The following is a 12731-nucleotide window of genomic DNA, read 5'->3' as shown; positions in this document are numbered from 1 at the left end:
CTTCCTGCGCCCGCGACATTTGCGCATCCATGCACATCAAACACGCTGGCGTCAGCGGTCTCACCCGACAAAGCCCACAAACAAAAACCCCCTGTCCTGAAGAGGCTATCGCACATAGCGGCGGGACTTCGACGATTCGCGGGATGCACTCGGGCCATCCTAGGCCCTCGCCCTACGGGCAGCATGCGCTGTGCAAAATGGCTATCCTGCCATTTTCTGAACCGGAGCTAAGCCTCCCTCCCGCTGATCTTTCAGCGGAACAAACAAAAAACCCCCGTACTTGTGGGAGCCTCGTAAGTAGGTGTGGGACTTCGGCTGTCCGCCTAGCGGGATGCATGGGGCACGTCCATGTGCCCCACCCTGCGGGCGGCGTTCGCCGTGCAAATTCGCTCCCGGCGATTTTGTGAACCGCGCGTCAGCGGTCTCACCCACAAGCCCCACAAACAAAAAAACCCCCTGTCCTGTCGGACAGAGGGTTTTGTGTTTGGTGGAGCCTAGCGGGATCGAACCGCTGACCTCAACACTGCCAGTGTTGCGCTCTCCCAGCTGAGCTAAGGCCCCGAAAGAGGTGCGCATAATAGGCGCGAGACGGGGAGCTGTCAACACTTCGAATACAGAAATTTATAGATTTTTGTCTTAGCGAGCAGGCATTACCCAATCTGCCTGATTTTTCAGCAGCACGAAGGCCTCGGAAGCGAATCAGCTTTATCTAGCCCGTATTGAGACTGTTGAGCCCATACCTATAAATCACGAGATTGGACGTCGAAACACGCTAGGCACTGATAGAACCCCCGCCTAGCGGGATGCATGGGGCACATCCATGTGCCCCACACTCCGGGCGGCATCCGCCGTGCAAATTCGCTCCCGGCGAATTTGTGACCCACTAACCTCAACACTGCCAGCGTTGCGCTCTCCCAGCTGAGCTAAGGCCCAAAAGCACACACTAGGCACCGATTTCTGAATCCGGCACCCCCAGGGGGCCCCTGCGACTGAGCCGAGCGCAGGCCTATTTTTGTGGGTAAGCACGCATGGACGCGTGCGCAAGTATCGCCGCGCCTGGGACGGCGCGTCGATACGGCCTACAAAAATCGGCCGGAGCGAGGGAACCCGAAGGGCCAGACGCCGGGGTGTCCTCTTTTGAGTACTTTGCTGGACAAGCAGAAAAGTGCTTCGCCCGCCCGGCGACAGAGGGCGAGAAGTACGGAAAAAGCTGAATTAAGAACTCCCTGAGGCTCGGGCTCACCCACAAATCCGACCCTGCCCCCCCCCCCCCCCAGGGGCCCCTGAGAACGAGCCGAACGCAGACCGATTTTAGGGGGTAAGTGAGCAAGACGCTCACGCAAGTATCGCCAGGGAGCTACGCTCCCGGCAAAAACCATTAATCCGCAGGATTACTCCCCAAAGCCGCATAGGCTTTCTCCAACTTCTTAAGCTGCTTCTTCCCAGGCTCGCCCAACACATTAATCGCCTGACGCAAACGCGTACGGCTCATATCAGGGCCCAGCAGGGTCATGGAATCCATTACCGAGAAAGACGCCGTGGTGCCGGCAATAGCGACAAAAATCGGCGCCAGAAAGTCTTTGAGCTTAATGCCCATTTGGCCCGACAACTCTTTGAGCGCGTTAAAGATTTCATCGCGCTCCCAGCTGCGCAGCGCCTCAAGGCGCCACAGGGCAAATTGCAGCAACTGCTTTTGCTCGTCCAGCTCCAGCTTATTGGCCGCAAAATCCGCTTCGGTCAGTGGCAGCTGGCCCGAGGCCAGAAAGGCCACCAGGGGGATAAAATCGCCCAGGGTTTCCATGCGCTGTTGCGCGTGGGGCAATACTTTTAACAGGTTGTCGCGGTTCAGCATCCACTCGCCAAGGCGATCGGCCAGTGCTTCGGTGTCCAGGTTTTCGCGAATCCACAGGCCGTTTAGCCAGCTGAGCTTTTCCACATCGAAGATGGGGCCGCCCAGGCTCACGCGATTGATGTCGAAGTGCTCTTGCATTTCCGCCAGGGTGAACTTTTCGCGCTCGTCGGGCATGGACCAACCCATGCGGCCCAGGTAGTTAAGCACCGCCTCGGGCAGGTAGCCGGCCTTTTGGTAGTAGAGAATACTGGTGGGGTTTTTGCGCTTGCTGAGCTTGGATTTATCCGGGTTGCGAAGCAGCGGCAGGTGACACAGCACGGGTGCTTCCCAGCCGAAGTATTCGTACAGCTTTAAGTGTTTGGGGGCGGAGTTAATCCACTCCTCGCCGCGAATCACGTGGGTGATGCCCATCAGATGGTCGTCCACCACGTTCGCCAGATGGTAGGTGGGCATGCCGTCGGCTTTTAACAGCACCTGCATATCCACTTGCGCCCAGTCGATGTCGATTTGCCCGCGCAGCATGTCGTCTACCTGGCACACGCCCTCTTCCGGAATTTTCATGCGCACTACATAGGGCTCGCCGGCCGCCAGTTTGGCCTGAACTTCGGCCTCGGTCAGTTTTAAACCACGGCCGTCGTATTTGGGGGTTTCGCCGCGCGCCTGCTGTTCGCGGCGCATTTCGTCCAGCTCTTCACTGGTAGCAAAACAGTAAAAGGCATGGCCTTTTTCGATCAGCTGGTCGGCGTATTGTTTGTAAATATCCATCCGCTCGCTCTGGCGGTAGGGGCCGTGGTCGCCGCCCACGTCTGGCCCCTCGTCCCACTCCAGGCCCAACCAGCGCAGGCTGTCTAAAATGGCCTGCTCGGATTCGGCGGTGCTGCGGGTCTGGTCGGTGTCTTCAATGCGCAGTAAAAACTGGCCGCCGTGCTGGCGGGCAAAGGCCAGGTTAAACAGCGCAATGTAAGCGGTGCCTACGTGGGGGTCGCCGGTGGGCGACGGGGCGATACGGGTGCGAACGGTCATAAGTGTCTCTTGTGTCAGTTCTGAAGTTGATTAAGTGCGTGCCACAGCTGCTCGCCGGTTATCACATCAAGCGTGCGCGGGCGCTGGCCCGGCTGGCCGTTAGCGGCGGTGGCGTCTTCGTGGCGGCACAGGCGTTTGCCGCACTCGTCACAAATATAGCCGGGAGCGACGATATGGGTAGAGTGCGGGCCGGTGGCGCCAATTAATTTTGGATCGGTCGGGCCGTAAGCCGTCACCGTGGGTTTACCTAGTGCGGCGGAAATATGAGCCAGGCCGGTATCGTTACACACGGCGCCCTGGCTTGCGTGCAGCAGCCCCGCCAACTGGGTGAGCGTCATGCGCTCCAGCACCTTGGCGTTGCGGCGCCCGGCGGCAATTTGCTCGGCTGTTTCGCGCTCGGCGGGCGAGCCCCAGGGTAAAAGAACGTCCAACCCCTTTTCCGCGGCCAAATCGATCAGCGCCTGCCAGCTTTGTTCTGGCAAACATTTGGTGGGCCAGCTAGCGTTGGTTACCGCCACTATATAGGGGTTATCGGTGATCGTTTGTACAGGCCACTCGCGCTCGGCCAGGCCAAACTCGGGGGCCGTTTGCGGGCGCTCGTATTCCAGCCCGACGGCAAACAAATCCCGCCAGCGGTCTACTGCCAGAATATGCTGGGCGACTTTAAAGCGGCGCTGGTAAAACAGGTGCGCGCCCTTCTCGCGGACCGAATCGGCATCGGGCCCCGCGCGTAAACCGCGAGCCATACGGGCTACGGTAGCGCTTTTAAAACTGGTTTGCGCATCCAGCACCAAGTCGTACTTTTGCTCGCGCAAGGTGTGCCAATAGGCTGTTAACTCACCGGAGCGCCAGGCGGTTTTAAGGCTGCGCTTCCAGCGCCGGTGAGCCGAGACAATGGTGCGCTCAACCGATGGATGCCAGGTGGGCACTTCGGCAAAAGCTTCGTCCACGGCCCAATCAAAACGAATACCGGGAATGGCGCGGGCGGCATCGGTCACGGCGGGCAAGGTCTGCACCAAGTCCCCCATTGAGCTCAATTTAACAATTAATACCCGCATACCCGTCCAACCACTGAAAACTGCGCGCATTGTACCTTAACTGGCTGCCGACTCGTGAGATGGGATAAAAACTTACATCTCTACATTAGACTTAACTAATTTAGGTGTTGCTATTTTAGATATATCTAATATTATTAACTAGACGGAGGGACAAACATGAACCAATCCATGACACCGGAACAATTACAGGCCAACGCCACTCAGGCGGCGGGCCTTTTGAAAATGCTCGCCAATGAAAAGCGCCTGATGATTCTGTGCGCGCTGATTAACGGTGAGATGAGCGTAAGCGATTTGAATACCCAAGTGCCACTGTCTCAGTCGGCCCTATCGCAACACTTGGCAGCCCTGCGCGAGGCCGAGTTGGTCAGCACCCGGCGCGATTCGCAGAAAATTTACTACTGCTTAAACGGCGATGCCGCGGTGCGGATTATTGAAGTATTACAGAGTATTTATTGCCCTTAACGTATCAAACGGGAGCAAAGCCATGAGCCATAAAACCGCAACCACGCAAGAGTTTTTAAACCAACACCCGGACTGCTGCGTGCTGGATGTACGCACCCCGGCCGAAACCGCTAACGCCCATGTACCCGGCAGTATTTTTATTCCGGTGCAGGAGATTACCGCCGAGCGAGTCAAAGCCGAAATGGCGGCCCGCGGCCAGCAAGGCAAGCCTATTTATTTGATGTGCCAGAGCGGCAAACGCGCCGAAATGGCGGCAAATAATCTGGCGGGGAAAGTGGACGAGCCGCTGATTATTGTCACCGGCGGGGTAAACGCCCTGAGCCAACACGACAATGCCCCACTGCAAAAAGGCGACAGCAATGTGATTTCGCTGGAGCGTCAGGTACGTATCACCGCCGGTAGCCTGGTGCTGGTGGGGGTTATTTTAGGCGCGCTGCTTAACCCCATGTTTTACGCCCTGTCCGGCTTTGTAGGTGCGGGCCTGGTGTTTGCCGGTGTGACCGACACTTGTGCCATGGGCATGTTGCTGGCGCGCATGAGCTGGAACCAGCGGGGATAATGTGGAGCTTTTCATCACCCCGGCAATTGGCGTTGTCATCGGTCTGGTACTGGGCCTGACCGGTGCGGGCGGTTCGGTCTTTGCCGTGCCCCTGCTGATTATTCTGCTGCAACTGCCCATGCAACAGGCCGCGGGCATTGCCCTGGCGGCCGTGGCTGCCAGCGCTTTATACGGCAGCCTGCGCCACCGGGGAAACCGGCGCATTTTGTGGGTGCCCGCCTTAGTGCTGGGCGCAGGCGGGGTCATCAGCGCCCCGCTGGGGCAATGGCTGGCGCAGCGCTTACCCGAAACCGCGCTGTTGATTGGGTTTAATGTGCTGGCGTTAGTGATCGCCGCGCGTATGTATCTCAGTGCCCTGCACTCGCCTGACCAGACCAAAGTGACCCGCGCCAACCCGGGCGACTATTCGTTGCAAGGCCCGCTTTGCCGCTTAAGCCCCAGTGGCCAGTTTCAACTGCGCCCGCACTGCATGGCCGGGCTGGCGCTGGGCGGATTGTTAGTGGGTTTACTGTCGGGGTTATTCGGCGTGGGCGGCGGCTTTTTGATTGTCCCCCTGCTGCTGTTTTTAAGCCGCATTGGTATGGCCCAGGCAGTGGCGACCTCGCTGGTGATTATTGCGGTCATCAGCAGCGCCGGGTTTATCAGCTACTGGCAAATGGGCGGCGCGTTAGACGTGAGTATGCTCGGGCAAATTGCCGCCGGTGGTATCGCGGGGATGATGCTGGGCCAATGGGTCAGCGGCAAGATTAACCATGTAGTTAAACAAAAAGTGTTTGCCGTATCGCTGGTGGCCGTTTCCATTGTAAGTTTGTTTTCGTGAGGATTTAACGATGATTTTTAGACAATTGTTCGACCAAACATCCAGCACCTACACTTACTTGCTCGCCGACCAAGGCCAGGCGGTGTTGATTGATCCGGTGATAGACAATACCGACAGCTACATCACCTTGTTAAAAGAGCTGGACTTAACATTGGTACTGGCCATTGACACCCACACTCACGCCGACCATATTACCGCGCTGGGAAAACTGCGCGAGCTGACCGGCTGCGAAACTCGCGTGGGCGAGCAGTCCAAAGCCGACTGCGCCAACGGCACCTACCGCGATGGCGATACCTTAAACGTGGGCGGACTGACACTTACCACACTGTTCACCCCGGGCCATACCGACGACTCTTATACGTTTATGCTGGAGCACGACGGCGACACCTCGGTGTTTACCGGCGATACTTTATTGATTCGCGGCACCGGACGCACGGATTTTCAAAACGGCAATGCGCGGGATCAGTACCAGAGTTTGTTCAGCAATTTACTCAAGCTGCCCGCCCATACCTGGGTTTACCCCGGCCACGATTACAAAGGCTGGATGGTCAGCACCATTGGCGAAGAAAGCGCCCACAACCCGCGCCTGCAAGTGAAAGACGTGGAAGAGTATGTGAACTTAATGAACTCGCTGGATTTACCCAACCCCAAAATGATGGACGTGGCCGTGCCGGCGAATCAGGCTTGTGGGGAGGTTTAAAGAATGTCGGACGTCTGAGGTCGGATGTCCGACGCTGAACGCTGAACGCTGAACGCTGAACGCTGAACGCTGAACGCTGAACGCTGAACGCTGAACGCTGAACGCTGAACAAAATTATCGCGGTTTTGGCACAGTCGCTGTCAAGTTTTTGTCAGACTAGGTCTAAACTTCTCCACATAAATCTCACAATAAAAAGGGGCAAACCACTAGGCCTGCCCCTTCTTTTGCGTTCCGCGTTAAGCATTCCACGTACCGCATTTTTCCACAGCATCAGACATCCGACGTCTGACGCTATTACATTCCGCATTCTGCGTTTTTTTTGCATTCCGCATTCAGCGTTCCGCGCTTTTATTTGCGTTCTGCGACTTTCATTAAGCGTCTAACATCAGACCTCCGACGTCAGACTTTCCTCACTCCCCATAATACTCATCCAGAGCCCCACTCACATACACCAAAGGCGCGTTCCAATTAATGGTAACTTCGTTGGTGGAATAGCTGCACCAGTGGTCCAAATAGGCGCGGGCTTTGGCTTCGTTGCCGGCGGGATACTGATCGGCGCCGCAGTCGTTGGGGGCATCGGTGTTGGGGCCGCCGGCTAAAAAGCCGGGTACCGGATCAACAATGCCGTCGGCTTCGGACTGACGGTGGTGAATGTGCATGGGCGGACGTTCACCAAAGCCGGTTACATAGCTGTAATCGGTGGGGTTGCGACCCAAGGCGTAGTCCAGCAAGGCTTGTGCGGCTTGAACATAGCGAGCATCGCCGTTTAAGCGGTAGCCTTGTAGTAGCATCATGGCTTTGTTAAGAGCGCCGCCGTTGCTGCCCCAGTACATATCGCCTTCGGAAAGAGCGACACCGTAAGCCGAGGCCTCGCTTTCACCGGCCAGCTGGTCGGCAAAGTTTTTAATACCCGATTCAATCAGCGATACATCCGCCGCGTCGGTTAAATGATTGCGGTGGTGGGCCAGCGACATCCACGCCAGGGCAGCGGTGTACGACCAGCCGGGGTTGCCGATTCCCTGTGAGGGCAAATCCAATGCCTCATAGTAGTCGTCATTGCCGGTGGTGATGTACAGCTCGGCCGCGGCCCAGGCGAATTCATCGCCAAAGCTGCCATCGCCATAGGCGCCGGTGCTGATGTCGCTGGGCTGGTCGTAGGCGACATTGGGGTTAGCCTGGGCCCACTGCCAGGCGGACTCGGCGGCCGCCAGCATTTCATCGGACAGGCCCGAGTAGACTTCTTCATAATCGGCCACAACCCGGCTAGCGGTTGCCATAACCGCCGCAAAGTTAAGCGCGGCGGATGTGCCCTTTTGCACCACATAGCGCTGGGCGGTGCCCTCGGCGGGCATTACCGCGCCGGCAAAACCTTTGGTGGTCAGCTTGTGATACACGCCGCCGTCGTTGGGGTCTTGCATATCCAGCATCCACTCCAGATTCCACATGGCCTCGTCTAACAGGTCGGGAATGGCATTGCCGCTTTCGGGGATGTTCAGATCCTGATCGGCGTAGTAATCGCCGTTATGCTCCAGGGCCGCCAGCAAGGTGTAGGTAGAAATACCTGAATTCACAATGTATTTGCCAAAATCGCCGGCGTCGTACCAACCTTTGGGGGCGCTAATGGCGGTGCCCGCCGGGCGCTCGGTGCTAGCGGCGGATTCGTGCACCAGCACATTGGTGTCGGGGTGGCCAGCGGCGCGGGCCCAGGTGCCGGCGTGCTCGGGCAAAAGCTCGGTACTGGCGCGGTTGTAGTAGTAGGCTTTAATCGCGGCGGCGTTAAGCTCGGCGTAGGGCGAGCCGCCCACTTTAAAGGGGTCGGATAAATCCGCGCCCTCGACCTGCAAACGGTAGGTGCCAGGGGTTTGCAACTCGCTAAAATCGGCCAGGGCCACGGTTTGATTGGCCGGTGCCCAGCGCGCGGCGGCGCTTAAGTCGCCGGTGTAAACCACGCTGTTATCGGCGGTATCTATCACGCTGAACTCGCTGGCGACCACCTCGGGCACCACGGCCACTTTGCTGGCCTGGGGCGCATAGCCCAGCTGGTTTAGCTTAATGCGCCCGGCGCTGGTTACCACCGAGCTGCTGGCGCTGCTTACCGCGCTGGAACTTTGGGCCTCGCTACTCTGGCTACTGGACTGCTCGCTGGACTGATTACTGGGCGGGTTGGATGTACTGCCACCACCGCTGCTACCACAGGCGGTTAATACACAGGCACTGCAAAAAGCCACAGCGGCTTTTAAGCTGAAAGGTTTCATGGGCTCTTCCTATCTTTATATAGTTATATTGACTTAATGGTGCAGCCATCGAGTGTAGCGCGATTGAGTGAAGAGCTGTATCAGGGAGAGCAAAGAATGGTTAATGGGGAGGAGGTCTGATGACGGATGTCTGAGGTCAGATGCGAATTGGAAACGAGCATCCGGCGCCGCCATTGCCGAACAACAAACAATGGCGATTCCGAGCGTATTTTCGCTTCAGACCTCAGACGTCCGACCACCCTACAACCCCAACACTTTTTTCACAAACGGAATAGTCAGTTTGCGCTGCTCGGCGAGTGAGGCGTGGTCTAGGCGGTGCAGGTAGCAGAACAGTTGGTTCATATCGCGGGGGACGCGCTGGACGATAAAGGTGGCGACGTCTTCGCCGAGCTCCATGCCGCGTTCGCGGGCGCGGGCGCTGAGGGCGCGAATTTTGTCCTCATCTGACAGGCCCTGCACCTGGTACATGGCGCCCCACATCAAGCGCGAGCGCAGGTCGGGCAGTTCAATGCCCAGCGAGCGGGCGTTGCCCGTGGCCGCCACTAGCAGCAAACGGCCGGTGTCACGCAGGGCGTTGTAAAGACTAAACAGAGCGCGCTCCCATTCTGGTTTGCCGGCCACAGCGTCCAGCCCATCCAGGCACACCATGTCCAGCTGCTCCATACCGTCCAGTAAGGCATCGGGGGCAAAGCCCATCACGTCTTGCAGGGGTAAGTACTGCACCGCCAAACCGCGCGATTCGGCGTAGTGGCTGCTGGCTTGTAACAGGTGGGTCAACCCTGCCCCAGCGCTGCCCCACAGGTAAATAAACTGCTCGCCAGTACCCTCTACCTGGCGATTTAACGCCTGAATAATCTGGCCGTTGGCCGATCCCTCGGGGGCGTAAAAATTATCAAAGGTGGCGTCGTCCTTAAGGCTTACCCCCAGGGATAACTGCTCGGGCGCACTACTCACGGAGAAGCCTCCTGACCCAATGCCCGGTAGCGAAGGGGGCGCTCGAGCGAGCCGCGGCGCTGATAACGGTTGGCGGACAGGCTGACGCTATCGGATGCAGGGGTTAGCACTTGCGCCAACTGCAGAGTGTTCTCAAGCCGGGTAATGTCGCCCTCGGTGAATAGCTGAAGTATAAGCCCCTGCTCGGACAGACTGTGCATTTGCACCCGCCGAACCAGTGCCAGAGAGGACAGGTAGCGTTCAATCTGCTTGTAGGTGGCAAAGCTTGTGACATTGTCGACGCGCATCGCAATGCTCGCCGAGCCGGTTTCGCTGGGATTAATGGCATACAGTGAGGCAAAACGGTCGGCGGTATCGTTTACGGCCGCTTGCAACAGCGGCGCCAGGGTCTCACCCTGGCCCTCAAAGCTCGCCTCGCCTTCGCTGTGCATTAGCTGCCAGTCGCCGCGAAAACGGCCGTCGGATAACTGACTGTAGCGCACCACCAATATAGCATCGGCGCGGTAGCGCTCGGAGGCTTCGCGGATGGTGGGAGCATCCAGCTGCCAAAGTGTTTGCGCGGGCATGGCCAGGTGGTCTTCCAAATCAAACAAGGGGGCGCTGATAGGCACACCGCGAAGCGCCGCTTGCTCGCGCAGTGTTTGCCAGCGCTCGGAGTCGCTCACGATCTGCGACTCGGCCCCGCTGTTTTCGACAATCCATACCAAGACTTCGGGACGGTTGGCGGGCCAAAACGTCAACCCGGCTTCGCGCAGCAGTTGCTCAACCAGCGCCGCCGAGAATTTGAGGTGTAAACGCGAGGCTGGCACCGGCTCGCCCTCAATGCCTTCCAAGGTTTCGTCGGTGCCGCTGTAGCTGTATTCGTACACATAGTCTTGCGCGCGCACCAGAGCGTCGCGCACCTGGGGTTTGGTGGCGGCCTGCTGACTGCCCGAGACTCTGACCAACACACGCTCCAGGGCGTGCTTGGCGGCGGCTTCGCGCTGAGCCAGCGACTGGCTTTTCACCAGCTCGTTGGCGCTGTATAGGTCCACTTTCTGCTCGGCCTGAACGGCGCCGCCGAACAGCAGCAAAAGTACGAAGAAAAATCGCAACGGCTTAATCAGGGTTCTGTCTCCGAATGGCTGAAACACAGCAGCTTTCACTGATTCAAAGGGCGCATTGTAGCAGGCAAATTTACGCTTTGCTTACCCCGCCGGTCGAGCTGTGCGCGGCAAAGGGTTTATTCGCCCCCGGCCAAGGCATTTCGTGAAATTTTCCGGTAGAATACGCGCCTTTAACGATCAACCTGTCCGGTTCCCGGACACAATACGGAATCAGCAAGCGCTATGAGCGAAAACACCCCCACCTCGTTAAGCTATAAAGACGCCGGTGTCGACATCGATGCGGGCAACGCCCTGGTAGAACGCATTAAGGGTGTTGCCAAACGCACCCGCCGCCCCGAAGTGATGGCGGGCCTGGGTGGCTTTGGCGCACTGTGCGAGCTGCCCACCGGCTACCGCGAACCGGTACTGGTGTCGGGCACCGACGGCGTGGGCACCAAATTGCGCCTGGCGATGGATTTGGGCAAGCACGACACCATTGGTATCGATCTGGTGGGCATGTGCGTTAACGACCTGGTGGTTGCCGGCGCTGAGCCCCTGTTTTTCCTGGATTACTACGCCACCGGCAAACTTAATGTGGATGTCGCCTCGGCCGTGGTAACCGGCATTGGCGAGGGCTGCGCCCAGTCCGGCTGCGCCCTGGTGGGCGGTGAGACCGCTGAGATGCCTGGCATGTACGAGGGCGAAGACTACGACCTGGCGGGCTTTTGCGTGGGTGTGGCGGAAAAGAGCGAACTGATTGACGGCAGCAAAGTAGCGGCGGGCGACGCGCTGATTGGTCTTGCCTCTACCGGCCCCCACTCCAACGGCTACTCGCTAATCCGTAAAATTATTGAAGTCTCGGGCGCCGACTTACAGCAGGACTGCGGCGGTCAGAGCCTAGCGGATGCTTTAATGGCCCCCACCAAAATCTACGTTAAGCCCTTGCTTGAGCTGATTAAAACCCTGCCGGTTCACGCGCTGTCGCACATTACCGGGGGCGGACTGTGGGAAAACATTCCGCGCGTGCTGCCCGCTAGCGCCAAAGCGGTTATCGACATTAACAGCTGGCAGATGCCCGAAGTATTCAATTGGTTGCAGCAGGCGGGCAATGTTGAGCCGCGCGAAATGTACCGCACCTTTAACTGCGGCGTGGGCATGATCATCGCCGTGCCCGCCGAACGCGCCGACGAAGCGATTAAGCTGCTGAATAACGCCGGCGAAACCGCCTTTAAAGTGGGGCATATTAGCGATGCCGCCGAAGGCGAAGAACAAGTGGAACTGACAGGTCTGTCTGCATGAGCGAGACCACCCGTGTTGTCGTGCTGATTTCGGGCAGCGGCAGCAACCTGCAAGCTTTAATAGACGGCCAAAAAGCGGGCAGCCTGCCCGTGGAGATCGCCTGCGTGATCAGTAACCGCCCCGGCGTGCGCGGCTTAGAGCGCGCCGCCGAGGCGGGCATTGAGGCGTTAACGCTTGATCACAAAAGCTTTGCCAGCCGCGAAGACTTTGATACCGAGCTGGCCCAGCAGATTGACCAATACCGCCCCGACCTGGTGGTACTGGCGGGCTTTATGCGAATTCTGACCCCCGAGTTTACTCAGCGTTATCAGGGTCGTATGCTGAATATTCACCCCTCGTTGCTACCCAAGTACCAGGGGCTGCACACCCACCAGCGCGCGCTGGATGCGGGCGACAGCGAACACGGGGTTACGGTGCACTTTGTCACGGACGAGCTGGACGGCGGCCCCGCGGCCATCCAGGCAGTGGTGCCTGTGATACCCGGTGACGACGCCGCCAGCCTGGCCGCGCGAGTGCAGCAACAAGAGCATGTTATCTACCCACTGGCGGTGCAATGGTTTGCCGAGGGGCGCCTGACCATGACAGACAATAAGGCGTTGCTTGACAGTGAACCTTTGCCCGCCTGCGGTTACCAAGTAAGGTCATCAACCGCCCAATAAGGATT

General features: G+C 58.3%; 11 protein-coding genes and 1 tRNA gene. 6 read left to right on the top strand and 6 right to left on the bottom strand.

Features of this window, described 5'->3' with window-relative positions; translation table 11 throughout:
- Positions 1–485: 485 nt before the first annotated feature.
- The 3 genes from M6D89_RS02260 to waaC all read right to left on the bottom strand — a co-directional run bounded on the left by M6D89_RS02260 (position 486) and on the right by waaC (position 3933).
- Positions 486–561: transfer RNA gene (locus M6D89_RS02260), tRNA-Ala, on the bottom strand.
- An 817-nt stretch (positions 562–1378) separates the two neighbouring features.
- Positions 1379–2875: a glutamate--tRNA ligase gene (gene gltX, locus M6D89_RS02255; RefSeq protein WP_253966407.1), complete on the bottom strand. Its 1497-nt coding sequence runs from the start codon at positions 2873–2875 to the stop codon at positions 1379–1381.
- Positions 2876–2889: 14 nt separating this feature from the next.
- Positions 2890–3933 (bottom strand): lipopolysaccharide heptosyltransferase I, encoded by a 1044-nt coding sequence (gene waaC, locus M6D89_RS02250; protein ID WP_253966406.1) that lies wholly within the window; start codon positions 3931–3933, stop codon positions 2890–2892.
- 156 nt (positions 3934–4089) lie between these two features.
- Here waaC and M6D89_RS02245 point away from each other — a divergent pair, with 156 nt between their 5' ends.
- Genes M6D89_RS02245 through M6D89_RS02230 form a run of 4 tightly spaced genes read left to right on the top strand, consistent with a single transcriptional unit; the run spans position 4090 to position 6474 of the window.
- A complete protein-coding gene (locus M6D89_RS02245; RefSeq protein WP_253966405.1) occupies positions 4090–4395 on the top strand; it encodes an ArsR/SmtB family transcription factor in 306 nt (101 codons plus the stop codon).
- 22 nt (positions 4396–4417) lie between these two features.
- Positions 4418–4954 carry a rhodanese-like domain-containing protein gene (locus tag M6D89_RS02240; protein ID WP_253966404.1) on the top strand — a complete coding sequence of 179 codons (537 nt, stop codon included), beginning with the start codon at positions 4418–4420 and terminating at the stop codon, positions 4952–4954.
- A 1-nt stretch (position 4955) separates the two neighbouring features.
- On the top strand, positions 4956–5774 hold the full coding sequence (locus tag M6D89_RS02235) for a sulfite exporter TauE/SafE family protein (RefSeq protein WP_253966403.1): 819 nt from the start codon (positions 4956–4958) through the stop codon (positions 5772–5774).
- A 10-nt stretch (positions 5775–5784) separates the two neighbouring features.
- On the top strand, positions 5785–6474 hold the full coding sequence (locus M6D89_RS02230) for an MBL fold metallo-hydrolase (RefSeq protein WP_253966402.1): 690 nt from the start codon (positions 5785–5787) through the stop codon (positions 6472–6474).
- A gap of 410 nt (positions 6475–6884) precedes the next feature.
- Here M6D89_RS02230 and M6D89_RS02225 read toward each other — a convergent pair whose 3' ends face one another.
- The 3 genes from M6D89_RS02225 to M6D89_RS02215 form a co-directional block, all read right to left on the bottom strand.
- On the bottom strand, positions 6885–8729 hold the full coding sequence (locus M6D89_RS02225; protein ID WP_253966401.1) for a glycoside hydrolase family 9 protein: 1845 nt from the start codon (positions 8727–8729) through the stop codon (positions 6885–6887).
- 240 nt (positions 8730–8969) lie between these two features.
- Positions 8970–9683 (bottom strand): DnaA regulatory inactivator Hda, encoded by a 714-nt coding sequence (gene hda / locus M6D89_RS02220; RefSeq protein ID WP_253966400.1) that lies wholly within the window; start codon positions 9681–9683, stop codon positions 8970–8972.
- Positions 9680–10816 (bottom strand): DUF2066 domain-containing protein, encoded by a 1137-nt coding sequence (locus M6D89_RS02215; RefSeq protein ID WP_253966399.1) that lies wholly within the window; start codon positions 10814–10816, stop codon positions 9680–9682. Before M6D89_RS02215 ends, hda begins: the two co-directional genes overlap by 4 nt.
- Before the next feature lie 195 nt (positions 10817–11011).
- On the opposite strand from M6D89_RS02215, the gene purM reads away from it, so the two are divergent.
- Together purM and purN are read left to right on the top strand one after the other, a co-directional pair.
- A complete protein-coding gene (gene purM / locus M6D89_RS02210) occupies positions 11012–12067 on the top strand; it encodes a phosphoribosylformylglycinamidine cyclo-ligase (protein WP_253966398.1) in 1056 nt (351 codons plus the stop codon).
- Positions 12064–12726 carry a phosphoribosylglycinamide formyltransferase gene (gene purN, locus M6D89_RS02205; RefSeq protein WP_253966397.1) on the top strand — a complete coding sequence of 221 codons (663 nt, stop codon included), beginning with the start codon at positions 12064–12066 and terminating at the stop codon, positions 12724–12726. Before purM ends, purN begins: the two co-directional genes overlap by 4 nt.
- Positions 12727–12731 lie beyond the last annotated feature (5 nt).

It is taken from the genome of Gilvimarinus xylanilyticus, from assembly GCF_024195295.1.
Classification (GTDB): domain Bacteria; phylum Pseudomonadota; class Gammaproteobacteria; order Pseudomonadales; family Cellvibrionaceae; genus Gilvimarinus; species Gilvimarinus xylanilyticus.
The sequence above is the reverse complement of the archived record's forward strand: the minus strand, read 5'-3'. Positions and strand labels throughout refer to the sequence as shown.